Source organism: Variovorax beijingensis (assembly GCF_007828835.1).
GTDB lineage: Bacteria > Pseudomonadota > Gammaproteobacteria > Burkholderiales > Burkholderiaceae_C > Variovorax > Variovorax beijingensis_A.
The window spans coordinates 39,394-54,812 of record NZ_VIVL01000011.1 but is presented as its reverse complement, the minus strand read 5'-3'; the positions used below and the strand labels follow the sequence as shown (position 1 = coordinate 54,812).

Sequence of the window (15,419 nt, the reverse complement as noted above, 5' to 3'; positions counted from 1 at the left end):
TAATGGTCTCGTCGCATCCTAATTCATCCGGAGATTGATCTTCATGCTCAAAGGCAAAACCGCGCTTGTCACGGGGTCCACCAGCGGCATTGGCCTTGCCATTGCCAAGGCGCTTGCACAACAAGGCGCAAACATCGTGCTCAACGGCTTCGGCGACGCCGAAACCGCCAAGGCCCAGATCGAGGTGCTCGGCGTGCGCACCGAATATCACGGCGCCGACATGAGCCAGCCCGCTCAGATCGAGGACATGATGAAGTTCGCCGCGTCCAGGTTCGGCCGCGTCGACATCCTCGTGAACAACGCCGGAATCCAGCACGTGGCAAAGGTCGAGGACTTCCCGCCTGAACGCTGGGATGCCATCATCGCCATCAATCTCACGAGCGCGTTCCACACGACCCGGCTCGCCATTCCCGCGATGCGCGAGGCCAACTGGGGCCGCATCATCAACGTGGCGTCGGCCCACGGGCTGGTGGCCTCGGCGCAGAAGTCGGCCTACGTGGCGGCCAAGCACGGCATCGTCGGCTTCACCAAGTCGGTGGCGCTCGAAACCGCGACCACCGGCATCACGAGCAATGCGATCTGCCCGGGCTGGGTGCTGACCCCGCTGGTGCAAAAGCAGATCGACGACCGCGCGGCACGGGAAGGCGTTTCGGCCACGCAGGCGCAGAACGAGCTGCTGGGAGAAAAGCAGCCTTCGCTGCAGTTCACCACGGTCGAGCAGCTCGGCGGCCTTGCGGTGTTCCTGTGCTCGCCGGCCGCCGACCAGGTGCGCGGCGTGGCTTGGCAAATGGACGGCGGCTGGACCGCTCAATAGAAGCTACTTGAGCTGCACCGATCCCGAGACGCTCACGACCACGCTCGCCTTGCCGGCCTCCACCGGCACCGGCGCATCGGCCGAAAAGGACTTGGCGGCCGCCGCCATGACGCGCGGCCGGATCGGGCCGCTGTCATTCGCGTTCACCGAGACTTCGCGCAGCGTGTAGCCACCGAAGCCGAAGCCCTTGGCCAGTTCGGTGGCCTTCTGCTTGAAGTTCTCGATGGCGATGGTCTGGGCCTCGGTCTCGCTTTTGGCGCGCTGCTCGCGGCTCAGCGCGAAGCCCACATTGCCGACGTTCAGCGTGGTGATCCGTCCTGCGGTCTGCGTGATGCGCGCGAAGTCGCGGCCCTCGAGCACCATTTCGGCGGAGCCCTGCCAGCCGTTGATCTTGCCTTCTCGGGTGTAGCGCGGCGACAGGCTGAAATTGCCGGTGCGCACGTCGAGCTGGCCGGGCTGGGCGTTCTTCTTCGCCTCGGCCAGGGCCGCGTCCACCGCGGCCTTGAGCTGCGACTGGACCGTGGCGGCATCGGCTGCGTCGTGCGTGGTGGTGAGCGTCATGCTGAGCATGTCCTGCTGCACTTCCACCGTGCCCGAGGCCGTGAGTTGCAGCACATTCTGCGGCGGCGGGACCATGTTCTGGGCCATGGCGGTGCCGGCGGCGCCTGCCGCAGCCAGTGCGGCAAAGGCCGCGATCAAACTGATTTTTTTCAAGACGAGCTAACTCCCCTGGGGTTGGTATTCGAGAACGTGAGAGCACGCCGCCCTCGCCGCTTCAGCGGCGCTGGCTGCGCGGCAAGGTCAGGGCGCGCGCGGCCGACATCGGCTCCGGCACCATTCGCTCGGCCGGCTGCGATTCTGCCGAATTCAGCACCTGGGGTGTGCCGGGCGGCGTCCATTGCCTTCGCACCTGCTGGCGCAGTTCGAAGAGTTCGGCCGCCGTGAGGCGCCTGCCGGCCACGGCCTCCTCCCGCCGGATTTCGTCGCGCTGCGCGGCACGGTGGGCCGCTACCGCCTCACGGACCTCGTTGCGCCGCGAATCGCCGACCCTGAGAAACTCGCCAGCGTTTGCCAAGGCAGGGCCGCAGCTGCAGGCAACAAGGATCGGCAGGACGGGAAGAAGGGTTCTCATTGAACAAAAGTCATAGCACTGGGCGGACTTTGCCACCGCCGGGCGAACGTCGGATGACTAGACAGCGAGCGACCGCAAGTTTTGTAACTTAGTGTCAAACCATAAGTAAAACCGGCTCAACGGGGGCTCAACGCCTTCAGAATCGGCGCTGTTACAAATTCAACGTTGTAGAAATGACTCAAGTTCCCGCCCGCACTGACAAGATCGTGATCGTCGACGACGACGCCCGCATCCGCGACCTGCTTCGCCGCTACCTGACCCAGGAAGGTTTCGAAGTGATCGTGGCCGAGGACGGCAAGGCGCTCAATCGCATCCTGTTGCGCGACACGGTCGACCTGATCGTGCTCGACCTGATGATGCCCGGCGAAGACGGCCTGTCGGTCTGCCGCCGCCTGCGTGCCGCCAACGACCGCACGCCGATCATCATGCTCACCGCCAAGGGCGAGGACGTCGACCGCATCGTCGGCCTGGAGGTCGGCGCGGACGACTACCTCGGCAAGCCGTTCAACCCCCGCGAACTGCTGGCGCGCGTGCACGCGGTGCTGCGCCGCCGTCCGCCGCTCGAGGCGCCCGGCGCCCCTTCCACCGAGAACGAGACCGTCACCTTCGGCCCCTTTGCCTTCGACCTGGGTTCGCGCACGCTGAAGAAGGACGGCGAGGAACTCTCCCTGACCACCGGCGAATTCGCGATGCTCAAGGCGCTGGTGCGCCATCCGCGCCAGCCGCTGTCGCGCGAGAAGCTGGCCCAGTTGGCCCGCGGCCGCGAGTTCGAGCCCTTCGACCGCAGCCTCGACGTGCAGATCTCGCGCCTGCGCAAGCTGGTCGAGGCCGATGCCGCAGCGCCCCGCTACATCCAGACCGTGTGGGGCGTGGGCTACGTGTTCGTGCCGGACGGCACGGCCTGAACGACACCCTGAGGTGGCCATCGGCCTGCAATCCGCCAGACCCAGCCCAGCCCAGGAGGACGGCGCGCAGGTCACCATGCCAAGCCCCCTGGAGGGCAGCGGCCAGCGTGACCGGCGACCGGGCCTGAAGCTCGGCTTCAGCCTTTTCTGGCGCACATTCTTCCTGCTCGCGCTGCTGCTGATCGGCTGTACGGTCGCCTGGCTGCAGACCTTCCGCTCGCTCGAATACGAGCCGCGCGCCATCCAGACCGCACACCAGATCGCCTCGCTCGTGAACCTCACGCGCGCGGCGCTGGTGTATTCGGATGCGATCACGCGGGTCTCGCTGATCAAGACGCTGGCCGACCAGGAGGGCGTGCGCATCCTGCCGCGCGAGCCCAACGACCGCTTCCAGCCCTACACCAGCGGCGCGCTCGACCAGCGCGTGACCGAGGAGCTGATCGACCAGCTCGGCGAAGGCACCACGGTGGCCAGCCGCGTCAACGACGAGCCGGGCCTGTGGATCGGCTTCACCATCGAGAGCGACACCTACTGGCTGCTGCTCGACCCGACCCGCTTCAGCCGCGTGGGCGGGCGCACCTGGCTGGTCTGGCTCAGCACCGCCATGGCGCTGTCCCTGGCCGGCGCGGCGCTGATCACGCGGCTCATCAACCTGCCGCTCAAGCAGCTCTCGCGCGCCACCATGCAGGTGCGCGAAGGCGAGTACGAGGCGCACCGGCTCGACGAGAGCGCCCGCACCAACGAGATCCGCGCGGTCAACATCGGCTTCAACCGCATGGCCGACCAGCTCGCCAAGATCGAGCAGGACCGTGCCATCATGCTGGCCGGCATCTCGCACGACCTGCGCACGCCGCTCGCGCGGCTGCGGCTCGAAACCGAGATGAGCGTGTCCGACGAGGACGCGCGCGACCACATGGCGGCCGACATCGCCCAGCTCGACGCCATCATCGACAAGTTCCTCGACTACGCGCGCCCCGACCATGTCGACCCCAAGCCCGTGCTGCTGCGCGATGTGGTCGATGCCTGCACCTACGCCGTGCAGGACTACGAAGAGATGAACATCCGCGTCGACGTGCCGCCTGACCTGCGCGTGCTGGGCGACGAGGTCGAGCTCACGCGCGTGATCTCCAACCTGGTGGAGAACGCCCGGCGCTACGGCAAGACGCCCTCCACCGGCATTGCCGACGTGGTGATCCAGGCCCAGTCGAACAACGACGCGGTGCTGATCAAGGTGCGCGACCACGGTGCGGGCGTCGAGCCGGCCCTGCTCTCGCAGCTGACCAAGCCCTTCTTCCGGGGCGACGTGGCGCGCACCTCGGCGGCCGGCGCCGGGCTCGGCCTGTCGATCGTGGCAAAGAACATCGAGCGCATGGGCGGCACCTTCGCGCTCACCAGCACGCCGGGGCGCGGCCTGGCGGCGCACATCCGCATGCCGCGCGCCATGCCCGAGCCGAGGCCGGCGGAAGCCCCCGGCCGGCGGGCCTGAATCAGCCCTGGCGGTGCAGCAGCGCCACCGCGCGGGCTTCCATCGCGCGGCCTTCGCCGACCGGGCCGAGCTTCTCGGCCGTCTTGGCCTTCACGTTGACCTGCTCGGGTGCGAGGCCCAGCACCTGGGCGATGCGCTGGCACATGGCCGGGATGTGCGGCGCCAGCTTGGGCGCCTGCGCGATCACGGTGCTGTCGACGTTGCCGATCTCCCAGCCCGCGGCGCGCACGCGGCGTGCCGCTTCGCCGAGCAGCACCGCCGAATCGGCGCCGCGAAACTGCGCGTCGGTGTCGGGAAAATGCCGGCCGATGTCGCCCAGGCCCGCCGCGCCGAACAATGCATCGGTGATGGCATGCAGCAGCACGTCGGCATCCGAATGCCCCAGCAGGCCGGTGGTGTGCGGAACCACCACGCCGCCGAGGATGAGCTTGCGACCCGCCACCAGCTGGTGAACGTCCCAGCCCTCGCCCACGCGGATGTTGAACGCAGACCTCATGCGATGGCCTTCCTGCGGCCGAGCAGCACCGCCTCGGCCAGTGCGAAGTCCTCGGGAAAGGTGACCTTGAAGTTCTGCGCGCTGCCCGGCACCAGCAAGGGCGAAAGGCCGATGGCCTCGATGGCCCCGGCCTCGTCGGTCACCGCGTCGCCCGCCCGCTCCAGCGCATCGAGCAGCATGCCGACGCGGAACATCTGCGGCGTCTGGGCCAGCCACTTGTCGGCCCGCGAAAGCGTCTGCGAGACGCGGCTGTCGGCCGAGGACGCCTTCAGCGTGTCGGCCAGCCGCTGGGCCAGCAGCCCGCCGACGGCGTCGTGCTCGCAGGCCGCGATCAGCGCCTCGATCTGGCTCGAGGTGACCAGGCAGCGCGCCGCGTCGTGCACCAGCACCCAGTCATGCGCCCCGGCGCCCTTCTGCCGCAGCGCCGCGAGGCCGTTGCGCACCGTGGCGGCGCGCGTGACGCCGCCCACGCGCAGCAAGAATTCGTTGTCGGCCGGAAAGCGCGGCAGCGCCGTCTGCACCTCGCGGTCGTCCGGCGACACCACCACCGCCAGCCCGGCGAAGCGGCCCGCCAGCGAGCGGAACGCGGCCACCGTGTGGGCCACCATGGACGATCCCGCCAGCCGCTGGTATTGCTTGGGCTGGGCGCCACCCGCACGGTGGCCGAAACCGGCACAAGGAATCAGCACGAAAAGTCGGGAGGAAGACATCGGGTACGGCACGGGCCAAGGGCCGGCAAGCGGATAAGGGGCCGCCATTCTAGAATCGACCATCTCACACCCCTCGCCAGCGGCGCGGGGTGTTCTGCATTTTCAAAGCGTTCCATGGACCTCCCCCACCTCACGGCGGGCAAGCGATTCACGCTGCCGCGTCCTCCTTTGTCGGCCGATGCGCTGCTGCTGGCGCAGCTGGGCATGCGCGAGAAGGCCGCGGGCCGCGCCACCGCGATGTTCACGGCCGACGCCAACGACGCGCAGCGCCTGATCGACGAGATCGCCTTCTTCGCGCCCGAATTGCGCTGCGCCCTGTTCCCCGACTGGGAAACGCTGCCCTACGACAGCTTCTCGCCGCACCAGGACCTGATCAGCGAGCGGCTCGCCACGCTCTGGCGCATCAGCCAGAAAGAGGCCGACGTGGTGCTGGTGCCCGCCACCACCGCGCTCTACCGGCTCGCGCCGCCGGCCTTCCTGGCCGGCTACACCTTCCACTTCAAGGCCAAGCAGAAGCTCGAGGAGTCCAAGCTCAAGGCCCAGCTCACGCTGGCGGGCTACAGCCATGTGACGCAGGTGGTGAGCCCGGGCGAGTACGCGGTGCGCGGCGGCCTGATCGACCTCTTTCCGATGGGCTCGCCCGTGCCCTTCCGCGTCGACCTGTTCGATGACGAGATCGATTCGATCCGCACCTTCGACCCCGACACCCAGCGCAGCCTCTACCCGGTGCCCGAGGTACGGCTGCTGCCGGGCCGCGAATTCCCGATGGACGACGACGCCCGCGCGCGCTTTCGCAGCCGCTGGCGCGAACTGCTCGAGGGCGATCCGACCAAGAGCCGCATCTACAAGGACATGGGCAACGGCGTGGCCACCGCCGGCATCGAGTACTACCTGCCGCTGTTCTTCGACGAGACGGCCACGGTGTTCGACTACCTGGGCGCCGATGCCACCGTGGTGCTGCACGGCGATCTCGAGCCCGCATTCCAGCATTTCTGGCAGGACGCCAGCGAACGCTACCGCCTGGTGCGCGGCGACCCCGAACGCCCGGCGCTGCCGCCCGAGGCGCTGTTCCTGAGCGCCGAGCAGTTCTACCAGCGCGCCAAGCCGCATGCGCAGCTCGCCATCCGCGGAAACGCCGGCAGCGGCGAGGCCGCCGAGACGCCCTACGCCGAGTTCGACACGCTGCCGCCCTTTGCCGTGGTGCGCGGCGCCGAGGACCCGCTGGTCGGCCTGAAGGCCCACATCGCGAAGACGCCGCACCGCGTGCTGCTGATCGCCGAAAGCGAAGGCCGGCGCGAAAGCCTGCTCGACTTCCTGCGCGCCAGCGGCGTGAGCCCGCCGGCCTTCGATTCGCTGGCCGAGTTCGAAGCCTCCGCCGACGAGAAGACCGGCATCGCCACCGCCGCGCTGGCCTCGGGCTTTGCGTGGCGCGAACAGGGCATCGACTTCGTCACCGAGACCGAGCTCTTCGCCACTGCGCCCACCACACGCCGGCGCAACAAGAAGCAGGAACAGGTCAGCGACGTCGAGGCGCTGATCAAGGACCTTTCGGAACTCAACGTCGGCGATCCGGTGGTCCACACCGCGCACGGCATCGGCCGCTACCGCGGCCTGATCCACATGGACCTGGGCCAGGGCACCGATGCCGAGGGCAAGCCGCTGCTACAGGAAATGCTGCACCTGGAGTACGCCGACAAGGCCACCCTCTATGTGCCCGTCTCCCAGCTGCACCAGATCAGCCGTTACACCGGCGTCAGCGCCGACGAGGCGCCGCTGCACAAGCTGGGCTCGGGCCAGTGGGAAAAGGCCAAGCGCAAGGCCGCCGAGCAGGTGCGCGACTCGGCCGCCGAACTGCTCAACATCTATGCCCGCCGCGCCGCGCGCCAGGGCCATGCCTTCCGCTACTCCGCCGCCGACTACGAGGTGTTCGCCAACGACTTCGGCTTCCAGGAAACGGCGGACCAGAAGGCCGCGATCCACGCCGTGGTGCAGGACATGATCTCGCCGCAGCCGATGGACCGCCTGGTCTGCGGCGACGTGGGCTTCGGCAAGACCGAGGTGGCGCTGCGCGCAGCGTTCATCGCAATCACCGGCGGCAAGCAGGTGGCCTTCCTTGCGCCCACCACGCTCCTGGCCGAGCAGCACTACCAGACGCTGGTCGACCGCTTCGCCAAGTGGCCGGTCAAGGTGGCCGAGATGAGCCGCTTCCGCTCGGCCAAGGAGATCACCACGGCGGCCAAGGGCCTGGCCGAGGGCACGGTCGACATCGTGGTCGGCACGCACAAGCTGCTCTCGCAGTCAGTCAAGTTCAAGAACCTGGGCCTGCTCATCATCGACGAGGAGCACCGCTTCGGCGTGCGCCACAAGGAAGCCATGAAAGCGATGCGCGCCGAGGTCGACGTGCTCACGCTCACCGCCACGCCGATTCCGCGCACCCTGGGCATGGCGCTCGAAGGCCTGCGCGACCTGAGCGTGATCGCGACCGCGCCGCAGCGCCGCCTCGCCATCAAGACCTTCGTGCGCAACGAAGGCACGGGCGTGATCCGCGAAGCCGTGCTGCGCGAACTGAAGCGCGGCGGGCAGGTGTACTTCCTGCACAACGAGGTCGAGACCATCGAGAACCGCCGCCAGAAGCTCGAAGAAATCTTGCCCGAGGCCCGCATCGCCGTGGCCCACGGCCAGATGCCCGAGCGCGAGCTGGAGCGCGTGATGCGCGACTTCGTGGCGCAGCGCTACAACCTCCTGCTGTGCTCGACCATCATCGAGACCGGCATCGACGTGCCGACCGCCAACACCATCGTGATGAGCCGCGCCGACAAGTTCGGCCTCGCGCAGCTGCACCAGCTGCGCGGGCGCGTCGGGCGCTCGCACCACCAGGCCTATGCCTACCTGATGGTGCCGGACACCGAGGGCCTGACCAAGCAGGCGGCGCAGCGGCTCGACGCCATCCAGCAGATGGAAGAGCTGGGCTCGGGCTTCTATCTTGCGATGCACGACCTGGAAATCCGCGGCACCGGCGAAGTGCTGGGCGAGAACCAGAGCGGCAACATGATGGAGATCGGCTTCCAACTCTACAACGAGATGCTGGGCGAGGCCGTGCGCGCGCTCAAGGCCGGGCAGGAGCCCGACCTGCTGGCGCCGCTGTCGGTCACGACCGAGATCAACCTGCACGCCCCCGCCCTGCTGCCCGACGACTACTGCGGCGACGTGCACCTGCGCCTGTCGTTCTACAAGAAGCTGGCCACCGCAAAGACGCCCGAGCAGATCGACACGCTGCTGGAAGAAATCGTCGACCGCTTCGGCAAGCTGCCGCCGCAGGCGCAGACGCTGATCGACACGCACCGGCTGCGCGTGCTCGCGAGGCCCTATGGCGTGGTGAAGGTGGATGCGGCGCCGGGCATCATCCACATCACGTTCAAGAAGGACCCGCCGGTCGACTCGATGGCCATCATCCACCTGATCCAGAAGAACAAGCACATCAAGCTCGCGGGCAACGAGAAGCTGCGCATCGAGCGCGAGCTGAAAGAGCCCAAGGAGCGCGCGCAAATGGTGCGCGACGTGCTGCGCAGCCTCGGACAACCCCTCGTCAAGGAAACCGCCCCCGCATGAGCGCTACAGAAATTTCTCCCGGCCTCGCCATCCAGCGCCTGAAGCCGCCGCTGAAGCTGGCCGACTTCAAGCTGATCGCGTTCGACATGGACTCGACGCTGATCAACATCGAATGCATCGACGAGATCGCCGATGCCGTCGGCAAGAAGGCCGAAGTGGCCGCGATCACCGAAGCCACGATGCGCGGCGAGATCAAGGACTTCAAGGAGAGCCTGCGGCGGCGCGTGGCGCTGCTCAAGGGCGTGCCGGTCGAGGCGCTGCAGCAGGTCTACGACGAGCGGCTGAAGCTCAATCCGGGCGCGGCGGAACTGGTTGCGGCCTGCAAGGCGGCCGGCCTCAAGGTGCTGCTGGTGTCGGGCGGCTTCACCTTCTTCGCAAACCGCGTGAAGGACCGCCTGGGCATCGACTTTGCGCGTTCCAACCTGCTCGACGAAGCCGGCGGCAAGCTCACCGGCCAGGTGGTGCAGCAAAGCTGGGGCGACATCTGCGACGGCGCCGAGAAGCGCCGCACGCTGCTCGAGGTCGCGTCCCTGCTGGGCATTTCGCCGCAGGAAGCCATTGCCGTGGGCGACGGCGCGAACGACCTGCCGATGATGGGCGAAGCCGGCCTTTCGGTGGCCTATCACGCCAAGCCAAAGGTGCGCGAGCAGGCCATGGTGGCGATCAACGAAGGCGGGCTCGACCGCCTGCTGGAGATCCTGAAATGACTGACGGCAACATCCCGCTCTACCGCGCCGAGGCGCTCAAGGATTACGCCAGCGCCCTGCTGCAGAAGGCCGGCCTCGCCGCGCCGATGGCCGACAGCGTCGCCCGCACGCTGGTCGAAGGCGACCTGCTGGGCCACGACACGCACGGGCTCGCGCTGCTGGCCGGCTATGTGAAAGAGATTGAGTCGGGCGGCATGACGCCGGACGGCGCGCCCGAGGTGCTGTCGGACCGCCCCGCCGCCGTACTCTGGGACGGCAAGCGCCTGCCCGGCCCCTGGCTCGTGGACCAGGGCCTGGACCTGCTGGTTCCGCGCGCCCGCGAACTCGGCACCGCCTCGCTCGTGATCCGCCGCAGCCACCACATCGCCTGCCTCGCCGTCTACATGCTGCGCGCGCTCGAGGAAGACATGCTGATGCTGCTCGCCTGCTCCGACCCCAACACCGCCAGCGTCGCGCCTTTCGGCGGCACGCAGGCGGTGTTCACGCCGAATCCGCTGGCCATGGGCTTTCCGCTCTCGCAAGGCGGCGTGATGGTCGATATCTCGGCCTCCATCACCACCAACGGCATGAGCAACCGCAAGCGTGCGGCCGGCGAGACGTTCGAGGAGGAATGGCTGATCGACGCCGCCGGCAAACCGTCGAACAACCCGCAGGTGCTGTTCGACCAGCCGCCCGGCACGCTGCTGCCCGTGGGGGGCTTGAGCCATGGCCACAAGGGCTATGGCATGGCGCTGCTGGTCGAGACGCTGACGGCCGGCCTCGCGGGCCATGGCCGGGCCGACCCGCCCGAGGGCTGGGGCGCGACGGTGCACGTCACGCTGCACGATCTGCACGCGTTCGGCGGCAAGGCCGCTTTCCTGCGCCAGATGGACCATGTGGCCGCGCAGTGCCGCAACAACACGCCCATCGATTCGGCCAAGCCCGTGCGGCTGCCGGGCGAAGGCGGCCTGAAGCGCCGCGATGCGCAATCGAAGAACGGGGTGCGCCTGCACCCGTCGATTGCGCGTTCGCTGCAGGATGCGGAGCAGCGCCACGGGCTGCGGCTCTCGCAGGCGCTGCTCTGAGGGCGGGCTAGATTTCTTCGGGCGGTTCTTCCGCCGCCGGCTCGCCGGCCGCGCGCGGCTTGCGTTTGCCGGGCTTGGCCAGAATCTCGACGTAGAACTGCTTGCCGGCATCCTTGACGATGCCGTCGATCAGGCCCGTGATGGCCGACAGGTGCACGACTTCGGCGGTCTCCGCCGAGGCGCCGAACCTGCAATCGAAATCCCAGAAGTCCGCGCCTTCGGGCAGCTCGCGGCGCCGCTCGCGCTTGATGTACTTGCGGATCTCGTGCTTGATGGCTTCGAGGAGGCGGTCGGGGTGCTTGCCCTCGACCTGAAGCTGAAAGGTTTTTCTCATGGTCGATCCTAACCCGCGGCCTGTGTACAGTCGGCGGTGGTTCAAACGAAAGCAGGTGAAGACATGGCGCGCGCAAACGACTGGGCAAGCAAGGTGATGGCATTGGTCAACGGCGGCAACGCATCGGCGGCCATCGCGCAGATCAAGGTCGCACCCTCGGTCAAGGACCTGAAGGCGCTGCAGACCATCATGACGCTATCGAAAATGAAAGGCCGCCATCCGAACGTGGATGCGGCCATTGCGGACAACCTGGCGCTGCTGGCGGCGCCGCGCCTGCACCGCTCGCCCTGAACCGAGGGCCTACAGGGCCTGGCCCAGGCGCTTCACGCCCTCTTCGATCTTGGCCACGTCGGCCGTCGCAAAGCTCAGCCGCAGCGTCGCCAGGTCGGGCTTCTCGGCATAGAACGGCGCCCCGGGCACGAAGGCCACGAGCTTCTCGATGGCGCGCTTGGCCAGCTCGTTGGCATCGGCCAGCTTGCCGTTGGCGCCCGTGAGACGGGCCCAGAAGAACAGGCCGCCCTGCGGCTGCGTGAAGCTCACCGCATCGCCCAGCTCGCGCTTGAGCGCCGCGCCCATGGCCTGCGCGCGCTGGCCGTACACCTCGCGCACATGCGCCAGCGTGGCCGGCATGCGGCCGCTCTTGAGGTACTGCGCGGCAGTGGCCTGCGAGAAGGTGCTGGTGTGGGCATCGCTGAACTGCTTGCACATCGTGGCCTTGGCCAGCAGCTCGGCGGGCGCGATCATCCAGCCGATGCGCAGGCCCGGGCTCAGCACCTTGCTGAGGCTGCCGCAATGCGCGAGCAACTCACGGCTGCCGGGCACGTCCTTGCTCAACGCGAGGATCGAGGGCGGCGGCGCTTCGCCGAAGTAGAGGTCGCCGTAGGGATCGTCCTCGACGATCAGCGTCTGGTACTTGACCGCCAGTTCGAGCACCTTCCTGCGGCGCTCCAGGCTCAGCATGGCGCCGCTCGGGTTGCCGAAGGTGGGAATCAGGTAGACGAACTTGGGCTTGTGCTCGGCGATGAGTTTTTCGAGCTCGTCGGTCTTCACGCCGTTGGCGTCGATGGGCGCGCTGATGAGCTGCGCGCCGTACAGGCGAAAGCACTGGATGGTGGCCAGGAAGGTCGGGCCTTCGACGATCACCTTGTCGCCGGGCGAGATCATGGTCTTGCCGAGCAGGTCGAGCGCCTGCTGGCTGCCGGTGGTGACGATCAGGCCGCTCGGGTCGACGTCGACACCCTTGGTCTTCATGAAGGCGCCGAGCTGCGTGCGCAGCGGCTCGTAGCCTTCGGTGGCGCCGTATTGCAGCGCGCCGCCGGGTTCCTCGGTGAGCGCCTTCTGGCTTGCCTCCTTCAGGCCCTCGACGTCGAACATGGCGCTGTCGGGGAAGCCGCCCGCAAAGCTGATGATGCCGGGCTTGCCCAGCAGCTTGAAAAGCTCGCGGATGGCGGAGGTTTCGACGTTGTCGAGGCGGGAAGCGAATTGCATGGGAGGTCTCACTTTCTGGGCGCTATTGTGGCGAAAGCCGCGGGCAACAAAGCTGCGTAAGGCTATCGCCTTTCAACGATATATTGCGTCCGTCGGTGCTCGCCTTCCATGGCAAGACGGGCGCCGCGCTTCCAGCCCCATGAAAAAAGACAACATTCCCCTCTTCTTTGCCACCTTGCAGGCGGCCAATCCCACGCCCGAAACCGAGCTCGAGTACGCCACGCCGTTCGAGCTTCTTGCCGCCGTGCTGCTCTCGGCGCAGGCGACCGACGTGGGCGTGAACAAGGCCACGCGCAAGCTGTTTCCGGTGGCGAACACGCCGCAGGCGATGCTCCGGCTGGGCGTGGAGGGCCTGGAGGATTACATCAAGACCATCGGGCTCTACCGCAGCAAGGCCAAACACCTGATCGAGACCTGCCGCATCCTCGTGGAAAAGCACGGCGGCGAAGTGCCGCGCACGCGCGCCGAACTCGAGGCGCTGCCGGGCGTCGGCCGCAAGACCGCCAACGTGGTGCTCAACGTGGCGTTCGGCGAGGCGACGATCGCGGTCGATACGCACATCTTCCGCGTCGGCAACCGGACCGGGCTTGCACCGGGCAAGACGCCGCTCGAAGTGGAGCTCAAGCTCGAAAAACGCGTTCCGTTCGAATTCCGGCTGCATGCGCACCACTGGCTGATCCTGCACGGTCGCTACATCTGCGTGGCGCGCACGCCGAAGTGCTGGGAATGCGCAGTGGCGGCGTATTGCGACTACAAGCCGAAGACGCCACGGCCAAAGTCGGCCTGATTCGGCCTTTTCACCCGCTAGATCTCGAATACTTCAGGCTGGCGGCCGTCCACGTCGGTGAAGCCGTATTCGCGCGCCAGGTCGGCCACACGGTGCACGCCGCCGCTCTTCTCCAGCACCCGCGCGTCGCCCGCCAGCGCGGCCACCGCGCGGCCGAGATAGCGCGGCGACTCGGTCCGTGCCAGTGCCGGGCGCTCGTGCCAATGCGCCTCGTCGGTCTTGTGGCCGGCCAGCACGAACTCGGTCCGCATCCAGCCCGGCGACACGGCCAGCGAAGCGACGCCGTGCGGGCGAAGCTCCTGTGCCATGCCGAAGGCCAGCCGGTTCATGGCCGATTTGGCGAGGTCGTAGAACAGGTTCCCGCGCAGGTAGTTGCCGCGGTCCCAGAAGGTGGTGGTCACGATCAGTCCGCTCTTTTGCGCAACCATCACCGGCGCGGCGAATCGGCTGGCGAGCAGGTGGTTGCGCACGCCGCGGTCGAACATCGAATCCCAGTTGGCAAGCGGATGCTCCCAGAACGGCGCCTCGAACACGCCGGTGAAAGTCTCGTGGCCGCCCCAGGCGTTGTTGACGAGCAGGTCCACACGGCCTTGCTCGCTCTGCACGCGCGCAAAGAGCTGCTTCACCTCATCTTCCTGCGTGTGGTCGCAGCGCACCGCGATGCCGCGGCCGCCCAGGCGCGTAGCCTCGCCGGCCGTTTCGTCGATGCTGCCCGGCAGGGCTTCGAGCTCCGAGAGCGCGAGCAGCTGGCCATAGGTGTTGGCCGGCCGCTCGCGCGTGCTTCGCCCGGTGACGTACACGGTGGCGCCCGCGGCGCCCAGTTCCAGCGCAATGCCGCGCCCCGCACCGCGGCTGGCGCCGGTCACCACGGCCACGCGGCCCTTCAGCGGCTGGTTCCTGCTTTCGGCTTCTTGCATCGTCCTGTCCTTTTGTTGCGAGTGGGAAGCGACGGTAAGGCGGCGTCAATCCGCCGTCTTGGAAGAACCCGAAATCGCGCGGTCCGAAAACTCCGTCGGCGTGAGGCCGCAAAGCGCCTGGAACTCGTTGATGAGGTGCGATTGGTCATAGAAGCCGCCATCCAGCGCAAGGCTTGCCCAGGCAGGCTCGCGCTGCAGGCGCAAGGCGCGCAGGCAGGCATGCAGCCGCGCAAGCCGGCTCCAGGCTCGTGGCGACAGGCCCACGTGCTGCCGAAAGACCTGCTGCAGCCGCCGCTCGCCAAGGCCGACGGCAGCCGCCACCTCGCGCAGCGGACGCCGCCCGCCCGACATGGCGATGAGCTGCGCCGCGCGCATCGCCGCCGCGTGGACGGCGCCGTCGCCATCGGCCAGCCGGCGCTGCAGGGCCGCACACAGCACCGAAACGCGCGATGCGTCGTCCGGCTGCAGGGCGATGCGCTCCAGCAGTTCGGCACCACGGCCGCGCCACAGTTCGTCCAGGTGCACGGCGGTGCCCGCGATCTCGCTGGCCGGCCTTCCGAGCAGCGCCGCGGCCGCGCCGGGGTGCAGGGTCACCGACAGCCCTTCCATCTTCCGGCGCAGGCGCACGAGGGCCGGCGCCGCCGACGCGCCGATCGCCTCGACCGCATGCCCGGCACTCTCGCCTGCCGAGGGTGCATCGCCCAGGTTGAACACCAGCCGAACCGCGCCGTCGGGCAGCACGCGCTCCAGGACCTCGCGGCCCTCGGGCAGCGTTTCCCTGTAGAGGAGAATGTGCGCAACGTGCATCCGCAGCGGCCCGGCGACCGGAAAGGCGCGCAGCGTGCCCGCGGGCATGCCGGCCTCCGGCCCGTGCAAGGGGTCGTCGTCGAGGCGCAGGTACAGGCGTTCGTTCTTGGGCAGTGTCGGCATCGCGCTGGCAGACCGTGGCGCGCGGCAGCGGGTGCCGCCG

At 68.1% G+C, this 15,419-nt stretch carries 16 protein-coding genes; 8 read left to right on the top strand and 8 right to left on the bottom strand.

Translation table 11 applies throughout. From position 1 onward, the window contains the following. Positions 1 to 43 precede the first annotated feature (43 nt). On the top strand, positions 44 to 814 hold the full coding sequence (locus FB547_RS26130; protein WP_145746568.1) for a 3-hydroxybutyrate dehydrogenase: 771 nt from the start codon (positions 44 to 46) through the stop codon (positions 812 to 814). 3 nt (positions 815 to 817) lie between these two features. Here the strand turns inward: FB547_RS26130 and FB547_RS26125 are convergent, their stop codons facing one another. Then, positions 818 to 1,528, bottom strand: coding sequence for an SIMPL domain-containing protein (locus FB547_RS26125; RefSeq protein WP_145746567.1), 711 nt, complete (start codon positions 1,526 to 1,528; stop codon positions 818 to 820). A 61-nt stretch (positions 1,529 to 1,589) separates the two neighbouring features. Continuing rightward, positions 1,590 to 1,889, bottom strand: coding sequence for a hypothetical protein (locus tag FB547_RS26120; protein ID WP_225612900.1), 300 nt, complete (start codon positions 1,887 to 1,889; stop codon positions 1,590 to 1,592). Between the two features lie 230 nt (positions 1,890 to 2,119). On the opposite strand from FB547_RS26120, the gene ompR reads away from it, so the two are divergent. Together ompR and FB547_RS26110 are read left to right on the top strand one after the other, a co-directional pair. Then, positions 2,120 to 2,851 carry a two-component system response regulator OmpR gene (gene ompR, locus FB547_RS26115; protein ID WP_012747691.1) on the top strand — a complete coding sequence of 244 codons (732 nt, stop codon included), beginning with the start codon at positions 2,120 to 2,122 and terminating at the stop codon, positions 2,849 to 2,851. Between the two features lie 76 nt (positions 2,852 to 2,927). After that, the gene (locus FB547_RS26110) at positions 2,928 to 4,337 is read left to right on the top strand and encodes a sensor histidine kinase (RefSeq protein WP_145746566.1); all 1,410 of its coding nucleotides are present in this window, start codon (positions 2,928 to 2,930) and stop codon (positions 4,335 to 4,337) included. Position 4,338: 1 nt separating this feature from the next. Here the strand turns inward: FB547_RS26110 and ispF are convergent, their stop codons facing one another. Both ispF and ispD read right to left on the bottom strand, forming a co-directional pair. Next, entirely contained in the window at positions 4,339 to 4,833 is a 495-nt protein-coding gene (ispF, locus tag FB547_RS26105; RefSeq protein ID WP_145746565.1) for a 2-C-methyl-D-erythritol 2,4-cyclodiphosphate synthase, read from the bottom strand. Next, a complete protein-coding gene (ispD, locus tag FB547_RS26100; protein ID WP_145746564.1) occupies positions 4,830 to 5,543 on the bottom strand; it encodes a 2-C-methyl-D-erythritol 4-phosphate cytidylyltransferase in 714 nt (237 codons plus the stop codon). Before ispD ends, ispF begins: the two co-directional genes overlap by 4 nt. Positions 5,544 to 5,657: 114 nt before the next feature. Between ispD and mfd the strand changes: the two genes are divergently transcribed. From mfd to FB547_RS26085, 3 genes are read left to right on the top strand one after another with little or no spacing between them, the layout of a single operon-like run. Continuing rightward, positions 5,658 to 9,152, top strand: coding sequence for a transcription-repair coupling factor (gene mfd / locus FB547_RS26095; protein WP_145746563.1), 3,495 nt, complete (start codon positions 5,658 to 5,660; stop codon positions 9,150 to 9,152). Beyond that, a complete protein-coding gene (gene serB / locus FB547_RS26090) occupies positions 9,149 to 9,859 on the top strand; it encodes a phosphoserine phosphatase SerB (protein WP_145746562.1) in 711 nt (236 codons plus the stop codon). The genes mfd and serB overlap by 4 nt, the downstream gene beginning before the upstream one ends. Further along, complete coding sequence (locus FB547_RS26085; RefSeq protein ID WP_145746561.1) at positions 9,856 to 10,923, top strand: Ldh family oxidoreductase; 1,068 nt, start codon at positions 9,856 to 9,858, stop codon at positions 10,921 to 10,923. The genes serB and FB547_RS26085 overlap by 4 nt, the downstream gene beginning before the upstream one ends. Before the next feature lie 7 nt (positions 10,924 to 10,930). Here FB547_RS26085 and FB547_RS26080 read toward each other — a convergent pair whose 3' ends face one another. Next, entirely contained in the window at positions 10,931 to 11,257 is a 327-nt protein-coding gene (locus FB547_RS26080) for a DUF6172 family protein (RefSeq protein WP_145746560.1), read from the bottom strand. Between the two features lie 63 nt (positions 11,258 to 11,320). Between FB547_RS26080 and FB547_RS26075 the strand changes: the two genes are divergently transcribed. Continuing rightward, positions 11,321 to 11,548: a hypothetical protein gene (locus FB547_RS26075; protein WP_047787036.1), complete on the top strand. Its 228-nt coding sequence runs from the start codon at positions 11,321 to 11,323 to the stop codon at positions 11,546 to 11,548. Between the two features lie 9 nt (positions 11,549 to 11,557). Here FB547_RS26075 and FB547_RS26070 read toward each other — a convergent pair whose 3' ends face one another. Beyond that, positions 11,558 to 12,745, bottom strand: coding sequence for a PLP-dependent aminotransferase family protein (locus FB547_RS26070; RefSeq protein ID WP_047787037.1), 1,188 nt, complete (start codon positions 12,743 to 12,745; stop codon positions 11,558 to 11,560). Positions 12,746 to 12,884: 139 nt separating this feature from the next. On the opposite strand from FB547_RS26070, the gene nth reads away from it, so the two are divergent. Then, positions 12,885 to 13,532 (top strand): endonuclease III, encoded by a 648-nt coding sequence (gene nth, locus FB547_RS26065; RefSeq protein ID WP_145746559.1) that lies wholly within the window; start codon positions 12,885 to 12,887, stop codon positions 13,530 to 13,532. A 17-nt stretch (positions 13,533 to 13,549) separates the two neighbouring features. Here the strand turns inward: nth and FB547_RS26060 are convergent, their stop codons facing one another. Beyond that, positions 13,550 to 14,449: an SDR family NAD(P)-dependent oxidoreductase gene (locus tag FB547_RS26060; protein ID WP_145746558.1), complete on the bottom strand. Its 900-nt coding sequence runs from the start codon at positions 14,447 to 14,449 to the stop codon at positions 13,550 to 13,552. 45 nt (positions 14,450 to 14,494) lie between these two features. Further along, entirely contained in the window at positions 14,495 to 15,379 is an 885-nt protein-coding gene (locus FB547_RS26055) for a helix-turn-helix domain-containing protein (protein ID WP_261380405.1), read from the bottom strand. Positions 15,380 to 15,419 lie beyond the last annotated feature (40 nt).